Here is a 21,800-nt window from a genome sequence, read left to right on the forward strand (position 1 = left end):
CTCTCGCGATGAGACTGCGAGAGGCTCCGCTCAGGATGACACTTCTATCAATCCGTCACTTACGCTCAGGTTATGTGTCGATACTACTTAGATCGTGTCTATTGGCAGCCGCGGAGGAGGGTGAGCCAGAGGAACGAGAGGATGACGGAGCCGATGATGCCTATGGCGAGGAGTGGGGGATGGGTTGCGCTGGGGCTGGAGGTGGGGCCGTGGGTGCGGCTGTTTTGTTCGGGGTGGAGTGGGTTGTAGGTGATGGGGAGGTGCTCGTTCTGAGGGATGGCGGTGGGGGATTGGAACTGGCTGGAGTAGAGGCGGCCGTGGGCGTAGTAGTCGAAGGTGATGAGGAATTTTTGCGTGGTTTGGAAGCCGAAGGCGAGGATGCCGAGGGCGGGGGATTGGTAGCGGCAGGTGGTGACGGTGGCTTGGGTGGCGATCCAGGGTTCGGGGGTGGTTTGGGGTTCGGTCATTTGGCGATGTCTGCGGATATCTCTGCGGATATTTCTGGGGATTGGATGCGCGGGATGTGGGCGGCGGCGAGGGCGGCGTTGGTTTCGGCGATGGAGTGGGTGAGGTTGACGGGGCGGGTGGCGTCTTCGATGACGATGGTCTCGAAGCCGAGAGCTTTGCCGTCGATGGCGGAGTAGCGGACGCAGAAGTCGTAGGCGAGGCCGCAGAGGAAGAGACGGGTGAGGTTGCGCTCGCGGAGGTAGCCGGCGAGGCCGGTGGGTGTGGTGTGGTCGTTCTCCATGAAGGCGGAGTAGCTGTCGATGTGGCGGCGGAAGCCTTTGCGGAGGATGAGTTCGGCGTGAGGGATGGAGAGGGCTGGGTGGAAGGCTGCGCCTTGGGTGTGCTGGAGGACGTGTTCGGGCCAGAGGGTTTGGGGCCCGTAGGGGGCTTCGATGGTTTCGAAGGGTCGCTTGTGCGGGTGGGTTGTGGCGAAGGAGATGTGTTGGGTGGGGTGCCAGTCCTGGGTGAGGATGACGTGGTCGAACTTTTTGGCGAGGGAGTTGATGAGGGGGACGATAGCGTTGGCGTCGGCTATGGCTAAGGCGCCGCCGGGGGTGAAGTCGTTTTGGACGTCGATGACGAGGAGGACGTCGGTGGGATGAAGTTGCATCGTGACTTGATGGTAGTGCAACAAGTGAAGAGTACGGTCGTCCTTCGGACGATGCCCACATCTCAAGATCGAGATATGGGGCACCCGGCAAGGTGTTGGGGTGGTGCTTTGAGGGATGCGAGAGGAAGATAGCTATACGTAACGTGGAGTTTGTTGGTGATGAGGGTGTTGGGCGCGGGAAGTGGATAAATTGACTAAGATGCTATGCTGGCGTGTTTTTAGGATGGTGTGAGGTGGAGGGTTTGACGTTGGAGAACGGGTTGACGACGAAGCTGGATGTGAAGGCGGCGCGGTTTGGCGCGAATCGTGATGCGCTGCGGGTATTGATGACGGCGCTGAAGGCTGAGGAGAGCGAGATTCGGCTGGGTGGAGGCGCGAAGGCTGCGGAGGCGCAGCGTGCGAAGGGCCGGCTGACAGTGCGGGAGCGGCTGGCGCTGCTGCTGGATGAGGGCACGGAGTTTCTGGAGCTGGGGCTGTGGGCGGCGCATGGGATGTATGGCGAGTATGGTGGCGCTCCTGCGGCGGGTGTGGTGACGGGGCTGGGGAGGGTGAGCGGACGGCTGTGCATGATCGTGGCGAATGATGCGACGGTGAAGGCGGGGGCATTCTTTCCGATGACGGCGAAGAAGGTGCTGCGGGCGCAGACGATTGCGCTGGAGAATCGGATACCGACGTTGTACCTGGTGGACTCGGCGGGGGTGTTTCTGCCGCTGCAGGAGGATGTGTTTCCGGATACGGATGACTTTGGGAGGGTGTTTCGGAATAACGCGGTGATGAGTTCGCTGGGGGTACCGCAGATTACGGCGATTATGGGGATGTGTGTGGCGGGTGGGGCGTATCTGCCGGTGATGACGGATACGGTGCTGATGACGGAGGGCTCGGGGTTGTTTCTGGCGGGGCCTTCGCTGGTGCAGGCGGCGATTGGGCAGAAGACGGGTGCGGAGGAGCTTGGGGGCGCGGCGATGCATGCGGAGATATCGGGGACGGTGGATTTTAAGGAGCCGAACGATCATCTGTGCCTGGCACGGTTACGTTCTTTGGTGGGGAAGATTGGTTCGCCGGCGAAGGCTCCGTTTAGCGTGATTGCATGTGATGAGGGGAAGGATGGGCCGAAGTTTGCGGCGGAGGATTTGTATGGGCTGATCGATCCTGATCCGGCGAAGGCTGCGAGCAATGTGTATGACATGCGGGAGGTGATTGCGAGGGTGGTGGATCGCTCGGAGTTTGATGAGTACAAGGAGGAGTTTGGGCGGACGCTGCTGTGTGGGTATGCGCGGATCGGTGGGCGGGCTGTGGGGATTGTGGCGAACCAGAAGATGCACCAGGCTTCTACTGTAAGTACGGGGCCGATGGCGGGGCAGAAGCGGACGGAGTTTGGCGGGGTGATCTATACGGAGAGTGCGCAGAAGGCGGCGCGGTTCATTATGGATTGCAATCAGAGTTTGATTCCGCTGATTTTTTTGCATGATGTGAATGGGTTCATGGTGGGGAAGGATGCGGAGTGGAGTGGGATTATTCGGGCGGGGGCGAAGATGGTTTCGGCTGTGAGTACTTCGGTCGTGCCTAAAATTACTGTGATCGTTGGGGGGAGTTTTGGGGCGGGGCACTATGCGATGTGTGGGAAGGCTTATGATCCGCGGTTTTTGTTTGCCTGGCCGACGGCGAGGTATGCGGTGATGAGTGGGGCGAGCGCTGCGAATACGCTGGCTGAGGTGAGGGCGAAGCAGATGGAGCGTGGGGGGAAGGTGTTGTCGGAGGAGGAGAAGAAGGCGCTGTATGACGAGATCAAGTCTTCGTATGATGCGCAGGCTGATCCGAGGTATGGGGCGGCGCGGCTTTGGATCGATGCGATTATTGATCCGGTGAAGACGCGGGAGGTGCTGATGACGGCGTTGGAGGCGGCTAGTTTGAATCCGGAGGTGGCTAGGTTTAATCCGGGGGTTTTGCAAACTTGATGGTTCCTTAAAGGAAAGGCAATAACAAAGGCGAATACAGGGGTTCTTGGCTTCGCTCAGAATGACGACGTAAACAAAGAACGACAGAAACAGATTCCTACGGGATGACAAACAAAAGGGCAAAAAGTAAGTAGAGAGCCATTGAACGTGACGAAGAGAATAATTAGTAATGGCGAGAGGTTAGGGGTTTAAAGTGACGACGAATGTGGTGAAGATTATTGAGTGTCCGCGGGATGCTTGGCAGGGGCTGCCGAAGAATATGCCGGCGGAGGTGAAGGCGGATTATCTGCGGGTTTTGATTGCGGCGGGGTTCAAGCATATCGATGCGGTGAGCTTCGTTTCGCGGTCGGCGGTGCCGCAGATGGCGGACTCGGAGCTGGTGCTGGAGTATCTGGATCCGCCGGATGATGTGGAGATTATCGGCATCTGCGTGAATGCGAAGGGCGCGGAGCGGGCGGTGAAGACGGGGAGTGTGCAGACGCTGGGGTTTCCGTATTCGGTGTCGCCGACGTTTTTGCAGCGGAACCAGAATCAGACGCCGGAGGAGTCGCTGGAGGAGCTGGAGAAGGTGGGGACGCTGGCGTACAAGGCGGGGATGGATGTGGTGGCGTATATCTCTATGGCGTTTGGGAATCCTTATGGCGAGGCATGGGATATCGATGAGGTGGTTGCGGCGTGCGACCTGCTGGCGGATAACGGGGTGAGGCAGATTTCGCTGGCGGATACAGTGGGTTTGGCGACGCCGAAGCAGGTGGCTGACCTGGTGGCCGATGTTCTGGCGGTGCATGATGGGATCGAGATTGGGGTGCATCTGCATGCGCGGCCGGACCAGGCGGCGGCGAAGATTCGGGCGGCGTATGAGGCGGGATGCAGGCGGTTCGATGGGGCGATTGGCGGGCTGGGCGGATGTCCGTTTGCGCAGGATGCGCTGGTGGGGAATGTGGCGACGGAGCTTCTGCTGGCAGAGCTGAAGGCGCTGGGGGCGGAGCTGGAGCCGATGAGGCCGCTGGATGGTTTGCTGGCTGCAGGCGTGGAGATCGCGCGGAAGTATGGGGAGAGAGTGCAGTAGTTCGGCTGGACTGAAAAGCGAGTGTGGAGGGTGATTTGAGTTATGTAACTTTGTTGGTTACGGATGTGGATGGGGTTCGGACGATTACGTTGAATCGTCCTGAGCGGCGCAATGCGATGACGCCGGAGATGCAGGGGGAGCTGATTGCGGCGATGGAGGAGGCTGCGGCGTCTGCGTGCAGGGTGGTGGTGTTTGCGGGCGCGGGTGAGGCGTTCTGCGCGGGGTTGGATCTGAGTTCGCTGCAGGGAATGAACGATAAGTCTGCCGCGGAGCATACGGCGGATGCGGAGCGGATTGCGCGGCTGTTTCGGACGCTGTATGAGCTGGAGAGGCCGACGATTGCGGTGGTGCATGGGGCGGCGATTGCCGGCGGGACGGGGCTGGCGACGATGTGCGACTTTACGCTGGCGGTGCCGGGGGCGAAGTTTGGATATACGGAGGCGCGGATTGGTTTTGTGCCGGCGCTGGTGTCGGCGTTTCTGGTGTTGCAGATTGGGGATAAGCGGGCGCGGGATCTGCTGTTGACGGGGCGGCTGTTCTCGAGTGAAGAAGCGCTGGGGCTGGGGTTGGTGAATGAAGTGGTTGCGGCGGATGGGCTGGCGGCGCGGGCGCGGGAGTTGGCGGAGGTGTTGAAGGCGAATAGTCCGGCGTCGATGGCGGCGACGAAGCGGCTGCTGGCTGGGCAGAATAAGGCGTGGCTGGATGCAGCGATTGCACAGGCGCTGGCGGCGAACGCTGAGGCCAGGGCGACGCATGACTTTCGCGAGGGGGTTGCGTCGTTTCTGGAGAAGCGGAAGCCGGTGTGGGGGAGTAGATGGGGTTCGATAGACTGTAGAGATGACTGAGGCAGCAGAGGCAAAGCAGGTGTTTTACGAGGCGCGGATACGGGTGCGGTATGCGGAGACCGATCAGATGGGGGTGGTGTATCACTCGAACTATCTGATCTGGTTTGAGGTGGGGCGGGTGGAGTTTATCCGGCGGCTGGGGCTGGACTACAAGCGGATGGAGGTAGAAGAGGGCTGCGGGATCGCCGTGGTGGAGGCGACGGCGCGGTATCGTGCTCCGGCGCGGTATGACGATGAGCTGGTGGTGCAGACGACGCTACTGGCTGCGCGTGGGGCGGTGATCCGGTTTGGGTATAAGGTGCTGCGGGTGGAAGACGGGCTGCTGTTGTGCGAGGGTGTGACGGTGCATGTGGTGGTGGGGAAGGATATGAAAAAACGCTCGCTGCCGCCAAAATATGCGGAGCGTTTTGCCGCTGTTTTACATCAGATGGATGGATCGCAGTAAGGATCGCAAGCAGATGAATGAAGGAGCGATGGGCATGAGTGCTGATGCGAAGAAGGTTGCGCTGATTACGGGCGCTAATAAAGGGATTGGTCTTGAGACGGCTCGCCAGTTGGGCAAGCTTGGGATTACGGTACTGGTTGGTGCGCGCGATGCGGCGAAGGGCGAGGCTGCTGTGGCTACGCTAAAGAAGGAAGGCATCGATGCGCGGGCGGTGAAGATCGACGTGGATAAGCCGGCTGACTATGCTGCGGTGGCGAAGTTGATTGAAAAGGACTTCGGCAAGCTCGATATTCTGATCAACAATGCGGGTGTGTTTCTGGACGAGAGGGTTGCATCGAAGGCGAGCAAGACGTCACAGGAGCTGCTGCGCAAGACGTTCGACACGAATTTTTTTGCGGTCATTGAGTTGACCCAGACGTTGCTGCCGCTGTTGGAGAAGAGTCCCGCGGGCAGGATTGTGAATCTGTCGAGCATCCTGGGTTCGAGCACGCTGCATGCTACGCCGGGCTCGCCGATTTATGCGTCGAAGAACCTTGCTTACGATACGTCTAAGTCTGCGCTGAACGCGTTTACGGTTCATCTGGCGTATGAGCTGAAGGATACGAAGATCAAGGTGAATGCGGCGCATCCGGGATGGGTGAAGACGGACATGGGCGGCGAGGGCGCGATGATGGAGATCGAGGATGGCGCGAAGACCTCGGTGGAGCTGGCGACGATCGGCGCGGATGGGCCGAATGGCGGCTTCATTCACATGGGTCAGTCGCTGCCCTGGTAAGAACGCTGTACGTTCTGTGGGTACCGAATCCTGGAGTTGGGAGATTCGGTACTCGGAGCTTATGACTGGATTTCAGTTCTATGCGGAGAGCAGGCCGCGTGGCTTTACGTGGTCGCGGATGAAGGTAATGGTGGTTTCGAGCGGCGTTCCCGGTCCGAAGATGGCCGAGACGCCACTTTCTTTTAAACGTGGCTGATCTTCATCGGGGATGGTGCCGCCGAGGACGAGCAGGATGTCTTCGGCTTTTTGTTCGCGGAGGAGTGCGACGATGCGGGGGACGAGGATGTTGTGTGCGCCGGAGAGGATGGAGAGGCCGATGCAGTCGACGTCCTCCTGGATGGCGGCGGTGACGATCATCTCGGGGGTTTGGCGGAGGCCGGTGTAGATGACCTCCATGCCGGCGTCGCGGAGGGCGCGGGCGATGATCTTGGCGCCGCGGTCGTGGCCGTCGAGGCCGGGCTTGGCGACGAGGACGCGGATGGGAGGAGTGTTCTGCACTGAGAAGCGAGTATATCTGGCGAGAGGGTGCGTGGTGTAGTGCTTCGGGTTTTTGGCTGCTTCTGACTGCGATGATATGGCAGCAGATGGGGAACGCTTTAAGAAAGACGCGGCCGGAGGGTTTCCTCTGGCCGCGTTTCTATGGTTGGTGTTGGTGGTTATTGCTTTGGTTTGGACCAAACGGAGTCGAGGAAGAGATAGCGGGCGCGTTGGTTGTCGGGTTTGGCTTGGGAGGTGGCATCGAGGTGCATGACCTGCCAGCCATCTTTTGCGTTGTAGGTGGGCCATGTGGGCAGGCCGGTGTTGTTGGGGTCGCCGGTGCGGGCGAAGTTGGTCCAGTAGGCTCCGATCTGGTCGGAGAGTTTGCGGTCTTCGGGACGCAAGGTTGTGCCGAGGCGGGAGTCGAGGGTTCCGAAGACGTACTCGATGTCGTCGGAGTGGAAGGCGCCGAGGATGGCGGGGTGGAATTTGTCGCCGGGTGAGCCGAGGTCGAGACGGTAGCGGTAGACGGGGGATTGGCCGGTAACGACGTGGGCTTCGAGCCAGCGCCAGGTGGAGAAGGCGATGAAGCGGTCGCTGGCGAGGTCGCCTGCGGAGAGGGTGGCCTCGGCGTCGCTGGAGGCGGGATAGAGGGCGAGGAAGTCGTCTGCCTTGTCGCCGAACCTGGTGCGCGCGGATGCGGTGAAGGATTCGACGGTGGTGGGGGTCTTGGCCTGGATGACCTCTCCGCGTGCTTCGTCTGCGTTCCATCCGGCGAGGAGGGGGAGGTGCGCCTGATGGCCGGAGGCGTAGATGTTGGGGACGGAGTCTGGGAGGAAGTAGCCGTCGACGCTGATGCCGAAGCGGGGCGGGCGGGGAGTGGTCTTGGCGGTGGCGCCGCGGAGGATCTCGTCGGCGGAGAGCTTGCGGAGATCGGCGAGGCGGGAGGTGTTGTAGGCGGTCTGGGCGAAGGCGACGTTGCGCGGCTCGAGGACTGCGCGGGATTCGGTGGGGAGGGAGGCGCCTGAGAAGGCTGCGCCGCTCTCTCCGATGGCTTTGGAGAAGAGGCCGCGAGCGAGGGGTGAGGCCATCTGGGCACTGACGGAGAAGGAGCCTGCGGACTCTCCGAAGATGGTGACGTTGGATGGGTCTCCGCCGAAGTTGGCGATGTTGGCGTTCACCCATTTTAGGGCTGCGGTCTGGTCGAGGAGGCCGTAGTTGCCGGAGGCGTGGTTGGGGGACTCGGCGGTGAGTTCGGGATGAGCGAAGAAGCCGAAGATGCCGAGGCGGTAGTTCATGGAGACGATGATGACGTTGCGATGGGCGAGGAACTGGCCGTCCTGACGGTTTTCGGAGGTGCTACCTGCGACGAAGCCGCCGCCGTAGATCCAGACCATGACGGGGAGGCTGCCGCGTTTGGCTTTGGCGGGAGCCCAGACGTTAAGGGTGAGGCAGTCTTCGCTGGGGCCGGGATCGTGGAAGGTCATGTCGTCGTACGAGTCGGACTGCATGCAGTGGCTGCCGAAGTCTTTGGCTGAGAGAGTGCGCTTCCATTTCTCCGCGGGTTGAGGGGGCTGCCAGCGAAGATCGCCGACGGGCGGGGCCGCGTAGGGGATGCCCTTGAAGGCGATGACCTGGTGGTCGGCGGTGTAGGCGCCTTCGACGTCGCCCTTGTCGGTCTTGACCTTTATGGAGTTGGTCTTGTCTTTGTGAAGATTTGGTTTCAGCTTCAGGGGGTTGACCGCGTGGGCGATCATCGCTGGCGCAAGGACAAGAAGGGACACAGCGAGGGAGGTTTTGGGGAGGCGCAGGGACATGAGTGTTTCTCCGGAGATGAAAATATCACGAGCGGTTGATGAGGGTGCGAATTGCTTATGGATGTTGCACTGTGGCCTGAGATTGTTTGCGTGTGCGCTCCCAGGCCTTGGCGTACTGCCAGCTGGTGTAGGTGGCGTGGTAGAGGTGAAGCAGAAGACCTTCGCGGCCGTCGAGGAGTCCGAAGCGAAGAAGATAGTTGCGGAAGAAGACGAAGGTTGGAAGAAGAAGGACGTTCCAGAGGAAGGCGATGGGAGAGCGGCTGATGCGGCCTTTGTCGATGAGGGTTTGGATGCCGAGGGTGCTGTAGTGGTTCAGGTGCTCGACGTAGTTTTCGACGGTGGGGTAGGCGTGGTGGACGATGTCGAAGCGGAGGGTTTCGAGGTCGCCGTCGAGGGTGATGGTCTCGTGGACGGGACGGTCGGTGAAACGGGCGGGCGGGGCGAAATTTGCGGCATGGCGACGGAAGAGGCGGAGTTTGGGATCGGGATAGTAGCCGCCGTGGCGAATCCAGCGGTCGAGAAAGATGTTGCGTCGGCGGAGGAGGTAGGCGTCGGCGGAGGGCGGGAGAGAGAGGAGGTTGCGAATCTCGGTCTGGAGCTGGGGGCTGAGCGCCTCGTCTGCGTCGAGAGAGAGGATCCAGGTGCCGGTGCATTGTTCGATGGCGAAGTTTTTCTGCGCAGCGAAGCCTCGCCAGGGTTCGAGGAAGAGTCTGGCTTTGAAGGAGGCGGCGATCTCGAGGGTGCGATCTGTCGAGCCGGAGTCAACGACGATGATCTCGTGAGCGAACTGCACGCTGGCGAGGGTACGCGCGAGGTTAGCCTCCTCGTTGAGCGTGATGATGGCTACGGACAGCGTCTGCGTCATGATGGCTATCTCTCTCGACGAACGGGCGCTCTGTGGTGCTACGTGTGGTTCTTCGGTGCGATCGACGCAGATGACGCAGATCTGGATGAGCTTGAGGATGCTTCTACTGTAAGGCAGATGTGGTGATAGTGCGTGTGTTTTATGGGAGGGTGATGGTGGGGTCGTCGAGGTGCTCGCGGAGGAGGCGCTGGACGAGGGTTTTGAGATCTTCACCGGTTTTAGCGAGGGCAAAGGCCTGGGTGGCTTCGTTCCAGTCGAGCTTGTAGCTGGTGGCCTGGGCAGAGATCCAGACCTGGCGGATGGGGGTGTTGGGGGTGATGACGAACTTGCTGGAGCCATTCTCGAAGATGATGTTCATGACGCCGTTGTTGTCTTCGAACTCGAAGGTGCCGTCGTCGTCTTCCGCGGAGATGAGGGACTGTTTGAGGGATTCTAGGGCGAGGTCGGATTCGCGGCGGAAGGTGGCTTCGTCGATCATGGGGTTAGTTTAGCTGGTTGCGCGGTGAACGTGCTTTAGCCCGGCACGTAGGGCGTGTTCGGTGGCGCTGCAGAATAAAAAAACGGCCGCCCTAGGCATTCGGGCGGCCGGTGAGGTAAAACATCTGACCTACTGCACGGTGAGGGCAATGGTCGTATTTTGGGTGAGGCTTCCGGAGGTCGCGGTGATGGTTACTTGCTGGACGCCGGATGGTGTGCCGGGTGTGGACGTGGGTGCGGGGGTGGAGGCGGCTGGTGAGGCGGCGCCGTTCATCGAACTGGAGCAGCCGATGGCAAGACCCGAGGTGACGAGCAGAAGCATGAAGAGGCCAAGAAGCTGCAGAGGGTTGGACTTTCTGCCGGCGCGTCTGCGAGAGAAGGCAAGAATAGAGCCGAAGGGCAGGAGAAAGGCTGCCACGATGGTGCCTGCTTCGCGATTCCAGGGGCTGAGATGCTTTTGCTGGGCCATGCTTGCTGCGGTTTGAATGGTGACGGTGCTGGTGGCAGCGGCAGTGGGAGTTACGCTGAGCTGGCTGGGGGAGAAGGTGCAGGTGACACCGACGGGTCCACTGCAGGCGAGCGTGACGTTTCCGCTGAAGCTGTTGGTGGGTGCGACGCTGATGGTAGCGGTGGTGGAGCTTCCGGCGGTAACGGAGGCAGTCGAGGTGGAAGCACTGAATCCGAAGGCAGGAGTGCCGGTGGCAGTGGCGGAGTTGGCGATGCCGGCAAAGAGGCCATGCTGCTCGTTAGCAAGACCGGCGGCGATGTAGAGGGTGTTGGGGTCGCCGGCACCGGCGGGAGTTGCGTTGCTTTGGCCGAAGGTGATCTCCCAGAGTGAGGCGTAGGAGAGTGCTTTGCCGGTGGCGTCGGTGAGCTGGCCCTGGAAGGCGAAGGTGGTGGGGTTGTAGGCGTTGATGATGCCGTCGCCGAAGTTGCCGATGAGGAGGTCGCCGCCGAAGACGCCGAAGCCGGTGGGCGCGATGGCTACGCCCCAGGGGGCGTTGAGATTGCCGCCGGTGATGGCGCGCGCGACGAAGTTGCCGTTGGTGTCGAAGACGTCGACGATGCCGTTTCCTGCGCCCACGGTCTGCATGTAGGAGGTTGCAGCGGGATGTGTTCCGGAAGAGGAGACCGCGTAGCCGCCGACGACGGGTGAGGTGGGCGAGGTGGTGGTGGTGGCGCGCAGGGCGTAGGTGACGAAGACCTGGTTGCCGATGGTGTGGACGGCGAAGGGTGAGTAGCTCGCGGGGAGGTTTGGATCGGTGAAGGTTCCAGCCAAGGTGGCGGCTTTGAAGTTGCTGTCGTAGACCTCGATGTCGGATCCCTGGCCGAAGTTGGCGGCGAGGATGAAGTTTCCGTTGGCGTTGGTCAGGAGCGCCATGTCGGTGTAGACGGCGTTGTTGGCGCTGTTATTGATGGCGATCTGGGCCACGCTGTTGGTGGTGCCGAGTGCGCTGTTCCAACCGCTGATGGTGCCGTCGAGCGTAGAGAAGAGGAAGGTGGAGGCGGACCCGTTGGGCAGGTTGAAGCCTGCGCCTGAGGCGTTGAAGACGGTTCCAGAAGGAACGCCGGTACCAGTGCCGGAGGCTGCCGGGATGGAGACTTTGAACGGAATGGTTCCGGTTGCGGTGGCGACGTAGTCGAAGCCGGTGGCCTGGGTGTTGATCCAGAAGGCAGGGCCAACGGAGACTCCCCATGGATTGATGAAGTTGGGATCTGTAGCGGTTGCGGTTACAGATCCGTCAGAGAGGATGTTGGTCGCCTGGTAACTTCCGGCGGTCTGGGCGTTGGCTGAGATGCCCAAGGATGCGGCTCCGATCAGAGTCGCGACGAGGGCTTTGATTCCTGCTCTTTTATTTACAAGGCCGGGATGATGGATGAAGTTTTGCATGATCTCTACTCTTTTTCCTTCTCTGCAGGGAAGCAGACTTACCTGCCGGACGGGGAGGGCTTCGTCCGGTCAAGTTGAAGTGTAGGGAGAGCGGCGAGTGAGTGTGTCAGCACATTGTCAGGGCATTGTCACCGCAAGGTCATTCGTTTGTAACGAAGGGGATTGGTGAGCGATGAGTACGGTCGAACACTGCGAATCGGCTTGCGAAGACCGCGTCTCATTGACGCTGAGTTAGTCGGTCGAGTAACGTTCCGGTTATTTCTCAGATCAATCTTTTATTGGCCGCTGTTTGTATTGGCGATCTGATGAGAAGATGAGGAATGACGCGAAAGAGCTTGTTCTTCGTTGCCGCCGTTTGCCTTGCTTCGTCCTTTGTCGCTCGTCCATTGTTCGCCGACGCTGCCCGTGGAAGGCCTGTAGAAGCTGGTGCACCGTCTCAGACAGAGATGGATAAGGATCTGATGGAGGTCACTATTCCTCAGCTCGAGAGGTTTTACGCTTCTCATAAGTACACCGTGACCCAGGTGGTGCAGTGGTACATTGCGCGCATCCATAGATACAACGGTATCTACAGGGCGGTGCAGACTCTTGATGAGTCGGGTGCTCTTGCAACGGCTGCTCGAGAGGATGCGGAAGCAGCGCGCGAGAGTATTCAGCGAGGACCGATGTGGGGTGTTCCCATTGTGACTAAGGCGAATACCAGTATTAAAGGGCTTGTAACTACGGATGGGTGGGAGGGATATAAGATTCCCGGCCATGAGTTCGTTGCGACAAAGGATGCGACGATTGTTGCGAAGCTAAAGGGCGCGGGCGCGGTCCTTCTTGGACAGACGAATATGCCGGATTTCGCGGCGAGCGATACGAATCGGAGCACGGCGTTCGGCAGGACAGGGAATGCGTACGATGTTCGCTTCAGTCCGGGTGGGTCGTCGGGCGGCACGGTGACGGCGGTTACATCGAACTTCGCGATGCTCGGCAATGGAACTGATACGGGCAACTCTATCCGTATGCCCGCGGCGACGAGCGCAGTGATTGGGGTTTTCCCGACTCGCGGGCTGGTGAGTATCGCGGGGATTGCGCCGCTTGACTGGCTGCTCGATAATACGGGACCGATTGCACGTACGGTGACCGATGCCGCTATTGCGCTGACGGTGATGGCGGGCGAAGATCCTCTGGATGCGCGGACTGCAGATTCGGCGGCGAAGGCTCAGCCGGGACCTTATACGCAGTATCTGCAGACGAATGCACTGAAGGGTAAGAGGTTTGGAGTGCCGGCGTTCATCCTGAATGGAGCTGGCGTTCCGTTCCAGGGAGTTCATGCGTCTGTGCCTGAGAGTGTTGCGGCTGATGAGGAGGCTGCGGCTCGGACTTTGCTACGGCCGGAGACGCGCGCGGCTTTCATGAAGGCGATTGAAGGACTGCGGGCTGCGGGTGCGACGGTTGTTATTGACGACTCTATTCTGCCGGATAGTTTTGCGCAGATTGTAAGCCGGGTGGGTACGTTTCCGTATACGCGGGAGGGAACAGAGAATTATCTAAAGGTCTTCGGTCCTGCACAGTATCACTCGGCAGATGAGTATGAGAGGGTGGTTGGGTCGCCTCTGCCGGCTACGATTTTGCAAGGCGCAACCATCGGCGATCGTAAGGCTGAGGTGCTGCCCGCGCAGGCGACTGTTGAGACGGATCCGAGTGCGGAGGCTAACTACTATGGGCCGCGACGGCACGCGCTGGAACTTTATAACGAGGCTTTGGATCGGTTGCATCTCGATGGGTTCGTCTACCCTGCGACGCAGATGCCTCCACCGGATGAGACGATGCCGCAGGATGGCCGTATCAGTGGGGGGCCGCATAGCGATACGAGCTGGGTCAACATGATTGGCGTGCCTGCCGTGGTCGTGGTTGGCGGATTTTATCCAGGTGGACTTCCGTTTGGATTGGAGATCTCTACCAGGCCGTGGAAGGACGGCGATCTACTGGGCTACGCCTATGCTTACGAGCAGGCGACGAAGTATCGTCGGCCGCCTGTGCTGGTGGAGAGTGGTTTGTTGCCGGACGCGCGGTGATCGGGTGATGGGCTGGGGGATGCGGGTTAATACAATGGCTCGATTCTGCATCAGAAGTTTTTAGGAAGATTATTCCGCAGGCCTTTCCATTTGGATATCGTATTGATCAATTGTGACTTCAACCTTTGCATCTCATCGGGTATATGTATTGATTTAGCGAATCACTGTAGACCGTCTATGTAATGGAGCACTTAGACGTTTAGGATTCTGTATGGATTACAGCTCCTCGTGTCGCACATCACGTGCTGAGACGCCGCGGCCAGGTTGAACTTGACTATGATGGTTGCAAACGTAGGCGCTTCTTAGAAGCTGAGCCAGTATTTGCACGCTTTACGTATGTTCTTATCCAGACATCTGTTCCCGCCAAACCTTGGGTAACCTTTGCAGCCTTAGTGAATTGAGAATGTAGCTGGGATTGGAGCTCACACCCGATCGCCAAGCGTCGCGCTTTCGCGACACTCGCTTATTTCAAGGACAGGAGCCGTTCTATTTTCATACGAATCTGTGCTCTGTCACGGATGTATAGATGACAGTTTGCGACTCTACAGCCTCTGCTGCGGGTGTTGTTTCGCATAAACATAGTCCTTATTTTGTGATATTTGGTTTCAGAATCGCGATGGTCCGAGGGGTGTTCTTTCGCCGGTTTCGATCGTTTCAATTTCCCTTTCGTTCTCTATTCAATGAGGTTTGATCGACACAGGCAGAGGCTCATCTTTAGGCGTTCCTGATGGAGAATCTCCTACCATCGGTTTGTACAGGAGGTACATTGTGAATTTGAAGAAGTACCAATCTTTCTTTGTTTTCTTGCTTATTTTGGGGGGCTCAGTTGTAGGTTCAGGTCGTGCAGCACTGGCGCAATCTACATTTGGGAGCGTCCGAGGAATTGTTCAAGATACCGAGGGCGCAGCATTGCCTGACTCTAAGGTAACGCTGCACAGCGTCGATGAAAATACGGACCGTGTCGTAACGTCGGATGCAGCGGGCAACTTTGAGATGGATAACGTCCTCGCCGGTAAGTACAGCATCCGCGCTGAGCGCGATGGATTTGCCAGCACGGTGATTGACGGCGTGCTCCTGGCGGCCCGGCAAGATGTTCGATATGTTTTCAAGCTGACGGTTGCGACTCAGGCAACTACTGTCGAGGTAAATTCCGCAGCAAATCAGATCGACACTGAGAATGGAATTATCGGAGATTCAAAGAATACGAACGATATTGGACAGTTGCCGTTGAACTTCCGCGCCTCTACGACTAGTCCTTTGACTGCATTACAGACTTCTCCGAATGTTCAGGAAGATAGCCAGGGTAATGTCGCGATTGGTGGTGCAACATCGAACCAGATCGGCTTTTCGGTTGATGGAATCTCGACGGTAAATATCTTCAATAGTGCTGCGGGAACGAACCCTTATCCTTCGCCGGAAGGAATTGCCGAACTTAAGGTCACGGCATTCAATAATAATGCCGAGTTTGCTCAAATCGCCGACGTGACGTTCACCACCCGTGGTGGAACGAACGGCTACCATGGAACCATCTTCGAATATTTGCAGAACGATGCACTTGATGCTCGCGTATATAGTTTTACAGAGAAGGCTCCAAAGCAGTTCAATACTTTTGGCGGTAGCATTGGCGGACCGGTGGTAATTCCTCATCTTTACGATGGTCACAATAAGACATTCTTCTTTTTCGACTATGAGGGGAACCGGAGACGTACTTCGCAAGCGGAGCAGTATGTTGTACCAACGCCAGATGAGAGAGCGGGCAACTTGCAGGCGCTTGTCGGCACAACTCCTTCGTTGAATAACCCGTTTACTGGTCAGAAGTACCAAAATAATACCATCACTAATATCAATCCTTCCGCAACAGCTTTGCTGAACCAGTATTATCCTTTGCCGAATTTTGGTAACGATCCTAACAATATCGCGCCCGGCAACATCAACTATCAGGCTCTAGTTCCAATCCCATCCAACACAGACGGCTTCGATGCTCGTATCGACCAGGTTATTAACTCGAAGCAGCAGGTATATGCTCGATTCAATCGCAAAAATCTCACGGTAAATACCGTGAACCCTTTGTTGCCGAATGACGTAGATACAGAGCATGATCGAAGCTTCCTGATCTCTCATAACTACGTGATCAGTGCAAAGCTCTTGAACGAGTTTCGTTATGGCTTTACAGATACGATCCTATCTCCGAACTTCGGCATTGAAGGTGCTGCAGGACTGCAAGGCATAGGAATCCAGGTAGGTGGCGATCAGGGTGTCAATGTTTCTAATCACCCGACTGACCAAGGCTTTCCTTCCATCAACTTCACCGATGGAAATGGCTTTACTCCCATCGGAAGAGATCATGTTGGTCCCACTGAGTCTACGACCAAACAGCTTGCCGACAATATTACGTATACCCGTGGCAGGCATACAATTCGTGCCGGTGTCGATCTTCGTTGGGTACGCTTCGCTGTCCCGGAGATCGAGACACCCTCTGACGACTACGGCCTGTTTACCTTCAATCAGAATATATTTACCGGTAGTTCCTTCGGCGACCTGCTCATCGGAGCACCGAATACGACTTACTTTGCTGTGACAGGTCCCAGAGATGATGCGGGTGGTCTGGATACAGGCATTTATGCTCAGGATCAGTGGCAGGTAAATGATCGCCTGACTGTCAACTATGGTCTGCGCTGGGAGCTCATGCCCCCATTCGTCGACAAGAATGGAATTCAGGCAAACTTCGATCCAAACTATAGCGGCACTGGTGCAAATGGTCAGGGCGCGGTTATCGTCAACGACATTCTGCTAAACGGGCTCAAACCGGCACCAGATTTTCTGGCATCCTTCAATGCCTGCGGTTTGGCTGGTGTCAATCCGAACTATAACGCGGCTACCTGTACACCAGTGGTTTCGAATAGCCAGGACAATCTGCCGGCGGGTCTTCGTCAGACGTATCTCCGTAACTTCGATCCTCGTATCAGCGTTGCTTATCGTCCCTTTAGCGACACAAAGACGGTTATTCGCGCTGGCTTCGGCATCTTTACCGTGACAGCTCTGGGGCAACTACAAAATAACAATGAAAGCAACCCGCAGGCGGCTGTCAATACCTGGGCAAATAACAACGGAGGAGTGCCTATCTTCACATTCCCTCATGTAACTCCTCCAAATGCAGGTCTTCAGTTTGGCGGCGGAGAACTCGAGCAGGCTACGGATCCTCATTATCGGGATGCGCAGAGTGCACAGTGGAATGTGACGGTAGAGCGCCAGCTCACGTCAAATACTTCGCTGAGAGCGAGCTATGTGGGAATGAACTCCTACCGGCTGCCTGTCACCGTAAACCTAAATCAGACGAAGCCTAGCACCACTCCATACAACCCCGCGAATGCACCATTTCAGAATTGGGGAGTCATTTTTTCGACAGAGAACTTTGGTGGACAGAACTACCAGGCGCTGGAGTTAGAAGCTTCACACCGGATGGCAAGGGGCTTGTCGTATCAGGCCAACTATACCTGGGCCCATAACATCAGCGATGCTCAAGGCGATGCTCCCACCGCATTCCAAGGGGAGACTCGTTATGGACTCGCCGATCTGAACCGTTTTGACATTAGTGCAAACCGCGGCAACGTTGTAGGAACACGGCGTGATCGCCTGCTGGTGACGGGAACTTACGAGCTGCCATTCGGTAAAGGCCGGCAGTGGATGAACTCTTCTCAAGTGCTGGATGGCGTCCTCGGCGGTTGGAACATCAACACGATTACGCTGCTTGAAACGGGACCGTATCTTACTCCTACGGACAGCGAAAGCAATGATCAGACCAACACGGACCCCTCTGGTGATGGATCGATTGTTCGTCCGGACAGAGTGGGCAACCCGTATCAAAAAGGTGCCATTACAGCGAATCCGAACTGTTCGGTATCGTCCGTTCCAGGCATAAGAGTGTTCAATCCATGTGCGTTTATGTCGACACCGGTAGGTGCAGGACGAATCGGAAATGCGGGAGTTGGTACCCTCGAGGCACCTGGCACTATTGCAGTCAGTGCGGGTCTCGCGAAGGTTCTCGCGATAAGAGAGAGTTGGCGTCTGCGTTTTGAGTCGACCTTCACCAACGTGTTGAACCGTACCAACTATGCGCCACCACCGACGAGCATAAGCAATGCGAATGGGTTTGGTGTCCTCAGCAGCGCCCAGACTGCAGAAGCTGCAGGTAACAGGACTGGACAAGTTGCTCTGCGGGTTGAGTTCTAAGCTGCCCGTAAAGTAATAAGAGTCGAAATCCAGCAAGGGCCGCAGTCATGAAATATGATTGCGGCCCTTCTGGGTGCAGCGCGCTCTATTTAGATAATACTTACAGATTTTTTATGAAGTAGCAGTTAGTTTAGAGATGGCTTTACGGATTGTTTTTTAGCGGAGCTTCCTTTGTGTCGATAACGAGTCAGCATAGCGGCTCAAAGAGTTTTAGGCGTGTAGGATATCAGTCGATCGTTCTACTGCTAACTACTTTGCTTATCTCACTATGTGCTTACAGGCTCGATGTAAACCTAGCGACAGTTAGCCTTCTGTTGTTAGCCCTAGTATTAGTGACGGCTGTCCGATGCGGATTCGTGCAGGCCATCATTACTTCTTTTGGCGCTGCTGGATGCCTCGACTATTTTTTTATTCCTCCTATTCTCAGTTTGCACATGTCAGACCCCAAGAACTGGGTTGCCCTGTCAATCTTCCTGTTTACAGCGTTTGTCGTAAGTCAGCTTTCATCTCAGTCTCAAGCGCATGCGCGGCAGTCTGATCTGAACAGCCAACATATGGAAATGCTTTACGAGCTGAGCAGGGCGACGTTGTTTCTTGATCGTGGTCAGCCAGCTGGGTCGCAGATGGCGTCGCTGATCATAGAGGCGATGCGTGTCGACGCGGTTGCCATTTTTGATGGCAGTCTTGCGCGTCTGGACTTTGCGGGCTCCTCGTCGAGTGAGGAGAACGAGATGGCTCGCGAAGCTTATCTACAAGATAAAAGCAGTGTAGACGTGACCACCGGTACATGGCTGCGGCCGCTACGTCTGGGTCAACATCCTTTCGGCGGTATGGTGCTGCGTGGTCCGAATCTTAGTCCAGGTATCGTTGAGGCTGTTGCATCCTTGGCGGCTATTGCGTTTGAACGTGTGCGTTCCTTTCAGAAAGAGAGCAGGGCTGAAGCCGCACGCCAGACGGAGCAGTTGCGTACAGCAGTCCTGGATGCGCTGGCACATGATTTCAAGACGCCTCTAACTGTCATCATGACGGCGAGCTCTTGTTTGGCAGAGATTGGGGGATTGGCTGCTGAGCAGATGGAGATGGTGGCGCTGATCAGTGGGCAAACGGCGGAGCTAGACACGCTAGCCACAAGGCTCTTGCAGAAGGCAAGACTTGAAGCTGAAGACCTCAGGCTGAACAAACAAGAGATAGCAGCTTCGAAGTTGATCTCTCGAGCGTTGACTATGAAAGCAGGCAGGCTCAACGGACAGGAGGTTCATGTATCGATTGAGTCGCAGAATATCTTTGTTCGAGTGGATGAGGAACTGATTGGAACGGCTATTGGTGAGTTTATCGAAAACGCGGCAAAGTATTCTCTGGTTGGCTCCGCAATCAAGGTCACCGCCCTGGAAGATGTCTCTCAGGTTTTAATCTCGGTTCACAATGAAGGTCCAGTTATTCCGGTCGAAGATCGATCCCGGGTCTTCGAGCGCTTTTACAGAAGCCATGGCGCTTCCTATCGTGCAGCGGGAACAGGCCTGGGACTATCGATCGTTCAAAAGGCTGCGGAGGCGCACAAGGGAAGAGTGTGGGTCACGAGCGAACACGAAAAAGGAACAACGTTTTATCTTTCTCTTCCCCGCATTGTAAGGAGACAACATTGAGTAAACCACATATCAAGCTTTTACTTGTAGAGGACGAGGCGCTTATTCGCCATGCGGTGCGGACAGCACTTGGAATATTCGGCTTTGACATTACTGAAGCAACTCGAGGTGAAGAGGCGTTGCCGCTTCTCAACGCGATTCGGTATGACGCCGCACTTGTGGACATCAATATGCCAGGCATGGGAGGCATTGAGACGTGCCGGGAGATGCGTCGTTTGTCGCCAGGTCTGGCGATTTTGATGCTGACGGTGAGAGATAGTGAGGATGATAAAGTGCGGGCGCTCGATGCGGGTGCGGATGACTATATCACCAAGCCATTCCATGTCCGCGAGCTGACGGCTCGTATACGAGCTGTGCTGCGTAGAACTCAGGCTCCTCATACCACCGACAACAAGACGATTCAGATTGGAAGTATCGAATTGGATCCTGCACGGCGCGTTGTTCGTAAGTCGGGTCAAACGATACATTTCACTCCGAAGGAGTTTGAACTTCTTCATTACCTTATGGCCAGGCCTGGGGTACCTATTCCTCATGCGCGTCTGCTGAATGTTGTATGGGGAGCGGAGTATGGGAATGAGTTGGAGTATCTGCGGACGTATATGAGCCAGCTCCGTAAAAAGCTGGAAGATAATCCGTCCGACCCTATCTATCTATTAACAGATAGTCACTTTGGATACCGATTCGCCGAGGAGGTTCGCGAGAGTGTTGGGGTTCAGCCTTGATAAATCCGCTAGAACTGGATGCTCCCCCCAGTGGGCGAATTTTGCTAAACTCTTCGAAAGATAGGGTTTAGGCTTGGACTTCGGGTCTTATTGCACCCTTGAAATCGAAAAAAGGCCAATTTTTTTGAACGGGGCTAGCTAAAGTCTTGCATTAAAGATGGTTAGCTGATGCCACGGGGCTTGTGGTGTTGCTAGATGGAATCGTCGGGGGAGTGCGTTTGTCAAGCATCTGACTCTATCTCTGGTGTGTGTTTGGGGTGGATCTTATCGCTGTTTCAGCTTTGGGGTTCGGTCTTGCCGTGGTTGGAAGTAGGCGTCGCGCCGACGAGAGTTGTACTGCCATGCGATTGGTATCAGGGCGAGATTGTCGAGTGAGATGGAGTAAAAGCTAAGGACTGATCGGTGGGATTTCGCTGCGAATAGAATCTCTGGTATGAGTCAGGGTTCCGACAGGCCGAACGGAGAGATATTGAAACGGCACCTTAGCAGGCGAGAACTTATAGTGCGCGGCGGCTCGTTAATGGGGGCGGCTATTGTTTTCGGAGTGCCTGGACACATGCTGGCCCAGGGGTTGGCCGTGTTGGATGTGGCTTCCGCGGGTTCTATTCGCCCCATGCTGGAAGGTGCAATTAAAACAGCCATTGCGCAGGATCTAAAGCTGGATCTTCACGCTCATGCTGAAGGCGCGGATACGGTGGCGCAATCGATTGTGAGTGAGGCTCTGCGGGCTGATGTTTTTATTCCTGTTACGGCCGGGCCTATGCTAACCGTGATGCACGCGGGCAAAGCAGAGACGGGAGAGCCTATCGCTCGCACGGAGTTGGTTCTTGTGTACAGTCCGAAGAGCCGATTCGCACCTCAATTGGAGGCGGCTGCGGGAGGCAAGGCGAACTGGTGGGAGGTTCTGCAGGAGCCGGGTATGAGGATTGGACGGGGCAATCCTGCTGCCGATCCGGGGGCGCGCGCCATCTTGTTTGCGATGATGCTGGCTGCGAAAAAATACAACCAGCCAAATCTGGTGGACAAGGTTGTTGGGCCTACTCTGAATCCGGAGCAGATCATTCCTGGGGTGCAGGCCGGTCTACAGAGTGGTGCGATCGATGTGAGCGCTTCTTACAAGATCGGCGTGGGGAGCAGCAAGCTTCCCTATATTACGCTTCCCAAAGAGATCAACCTGAGCAGTCTGAATGTTCATACGGAGAATCCGGAGATAAGTCTGTCCATTGGTGGAAGGACTTATCTTCCGGATCCGTTGGTGTACTACGCTGGGCTTCTGAAGGGTGCGGCGAATCCGGTTGGAGCCTCCGCATTTCTGAGTTGGCTCAGAGGCGCGGAGGCGCAGGCTTTGTTTCTTCAGCATCAGTTCGATGCTCCGGGAGAGGCCTCCGCTATCCACGCTTGAGCGGACG

General features: G+C 56.9%; 17 protein-coding genes. 10 read left to right on the top strand and 7 right to left on the bottom strand.

All coding sequences use genetic code 11. From position 1 onward, the window contains the following. Positions 1 to 98 precede the first annotated feature (98 nt). Both GSQ82_RS11830 and pncA read right to left on the bottom strand, forming a co-directional pair. A complete protein-coding gene (locus tag GSQ82_RS11830; protein WP_158792490.1) occupies positions 99 to 467 on the bottom strand; it encodes a hypothetical protein in 369 nt (122 codons plus the stop codon). Further along, positions 464 to 1,117, bottom strand: a complete 654-nt coding sequence (gene pncA, locus GSQ82_RS11835) for a bifunctional nicotinamidase/pyrazinamidase (protein ID WP_158792491.1) — start codon at positions 1,115 to 1,117, stop codon at positions 464 to 466. The genes GSQ82_RS11830 and pncA overlap by 4 nt, the downstream gene beginning before the upstream one ends. 242 nt (positions 1,118 to 1,359) lie before the next feature. On the opposite strand from pncA, the gene GSQ82_RS11840 reads away from it, so the two are divergent. The 5 genes from GSQ82_RS11840 to GSQ82_RS11860 all read left to right on the top strand — a co-directional run bounded on the left by GSQ82_RS11840 (position 1,360) and on the right by GSQ82_RS11860 (position 6,206). After that, positions 1,360 to 3,072 (top strand): acyl-CoA carboxylase subunit beta, encoded by a 1,713-nt coding sequence (locus GSQ82_RS11840; RefSeq protein ID WP_158793638.1) that lies wholly within the window; start codon positions 1,360 to 1,362, stop codon positions 3,070 to 3,072. Positions 3,073 to 3,265: 193 nt separating this feature from the next. Next, positions 3,266 to 4,141: a hydroxymethylglutaryl-CoA lyase gene (locus GSQ82_RS11845; protein ID WP_256370079.1), complete on the top strand. Its 876-nt coding sequence runs from the start codon at positions 3,266 to 3,268 to the stop codon at positions 4,139 to 4,141. A gap of 35 nt (positions 4,142 to 4,176) precedes the next feature. Next, positions 4,177 to 4,986 carry an enoyl-CoA hydratase/isomerase family protein gene (locus GSQ82_RS11850; RefSeq protein ID WP_158792492.1) on the top strand — a complete coding sequence of 270 codons (810 nt, stop codon included), beginning with the start codon at positions 4,177 to 4,179 and terminating at the stop codon, positions 4,984 to 4,986. Beyond that, positions 4,979 to 5,431 carry a thioesterase family protein gene (locus GSQ82_RS11855; protein ID WP_158792493.1) on the top strand — a complete coding sequence of 151 codons (453 nt, stop codon included), beginning with the start codon at positions 4,979 to 4,981 and terminating at the stop codon, positions 5,429 to 5,431. Before GSQ82_RS11850 ends, GSQ82_RS11855 begins: the two co-directional genes overlap by 8 nt. Positions 5,432 to 5,444: 13 nt before the next feature. Then, positions 5,445 to 6,206 carry an SDR family oxidoreductase gene (locus GSQ82_RS11860; RefSeq protein WP_254061591.1) on the top strand — a complete coding sequence of 254 codons (762 nt, stop codon included), beginning with the start codon at positions 5,445 to 5,447 and terminating at the stop codon, positions 6,204 to 6,206. A 78-nt stretch (positions 6,207 to 6,284) separates the two neighbouring features. Here GSQ82_RS11860 and GSQ82_RS11865 read toward each other — a convergent pair whose 3' ends face one another. The 5 genes from GSQ82_RS11865 to GSQ82_RS11885 form a co-directional block, all read right to left on the bottom strand. Then, complete coding sequence (locus tag GSQ82_RS11865; protein WP_158792494.1) at positions 6,285 to 6,704, bottom strand: cobalamin B12-binding domain-containing protein; 420 nt, start codon at positions 6,702 to 6,704, stop codon at positions 6,285 to 6,287. Positions 6,705 to 6,862: 158 nt separating this feature from the next. Beyond that, a complete protein-coding gene (locus tag GSQ82_RS11870) occupies positions 6,863 to 8,500 on the bottom strand; it encodes a carboxylesterase/lipase family protein (protein WP_158792495.1) in 1,638 nt (545 codons plus the stop codon). A 55-nt stretch (positions 8,501 to 8,555) separates the two neighbouring features. Beyond that, positions 8,556 to 9,365, bottom strand: coding sequence for a glycosyltransferase family 2 protein (locus GSQ82_RS11875; protein ID WP_158792496.1), 810 nt, complete (start codon positions 9,363 to 9,365; stop codon positions 8,556 to 8,558). A gap of 139 nt (positions 9,366 to 9,504) precedes the next feature. Then, a complete protein-coding gene (gene cyaY, locus GSQ82_RS11880; protein WP_158792497.1) occupies positions 9,505 to 9,843 on the bottom strand; it encodes an iron donor protein CyaY in 339 nt (112 codons plus the stop codon). A gap of 129 nt (positions 9,844 to 9,972) precedes the next feature. Beyond that, positions 9,973 to 11,733: a TIGR03118 family protein gene (locus tag GSQ82_RS11885; protein WP_158792498.1), complete on the bottom strand. Its 1,761-nt coding sequence runs from the start codon at positions 11,731 to 11,733 to the stop codon at positions 9,973 to 9,975. 320 nt (positions 11,734 to 12,053) lie between these two features. On the opposite strand from GSQ82_RS11885, the gene GSQ82_RS11890 reads away from it, so the two are divergent. The 5 genes from GSQ82_RS11890 to GSQ82_RS11910 all read left to right on the top strand — a co-directional run bounded on the left by GSQ82_RS11890 (position 12,054) and on the right by GSQ82_RS11910 (position 21,793). Beyond that, positions 12,054 to 13,796 carry an amidase gene (locus GSQ82_RS11890; protein WP_158792499.1) on the top strand — a complete coding sequence of 581 codons (1,743 nt, stop codon included), beginning with the start codon at positions 12,054 to 12,056 and terminating at the stop codon, positions 13,794 to 13,796. Positions 13,797 to 14,564: 768 nt separating this feature from the next. Then, complete coding sequence (locus tag GSQ82_RS11895) at positions 14,565 to 18,026, top strand: carboxypeptidase-like regulatory domain-containing protein (RefSeq protein ID WP_254061592.1); 3,462 nt, start codon at positions 14,565 to 14,567, stop codon at positions 18,024 to 18,026. A gap of 173 nt (positions 18,027 to 18,199) precedes the next feature. After that, the gene (locus tag GSQ82_RS11900) at positions 18,200 to 19,669 is read left to right on the top strand and encodes an ATP-binding protein (protein WP_254061593.1); all 1,470 of its coding nucleotides are present in this window, start codon (positions 18,200 to 18,202) and stop codon (positions 19,667 to 19,669) included. Next, entirely contained in the window at positions 19,666 to 20,391 is a 726-nt protein-coding gene (locus GSQ82_RS11905; RefSeq protein WP_158792501.1) for a response regulator transcription factor, read from the top strand. Before GSQ82_RS11900 ends, GSQ82_RS11905 begins: the two co-directional genes overlap by 4 nt. 433 nt (positions 20,392 to 20,824) lie before the next feature. Then, positions 20,825 to 21,793 (top strand): substrate-binding domain-containing protein, encoded by a 969-nt coding sequence (locus tag GSQ82_RS11910; RefSeq protein ID WP_216847076.1) that lies wholly within the window; start codon positions 20,825 to 20,827, stop codon positions 21,791 to 21,793. The last annotated feature ends 7 nt before the right edge of the window (positions 21,794 to 21,800 follow it).

It is taken from the genome of Granulicella sp. L60, from assembly GCF_009765825.1.
Classification (GTDB): domain Bacteria; phylum Acidobacteriota; class Terriglobia; order Terriglobales; family Acidobacteriaceae; genus Edaphobacter.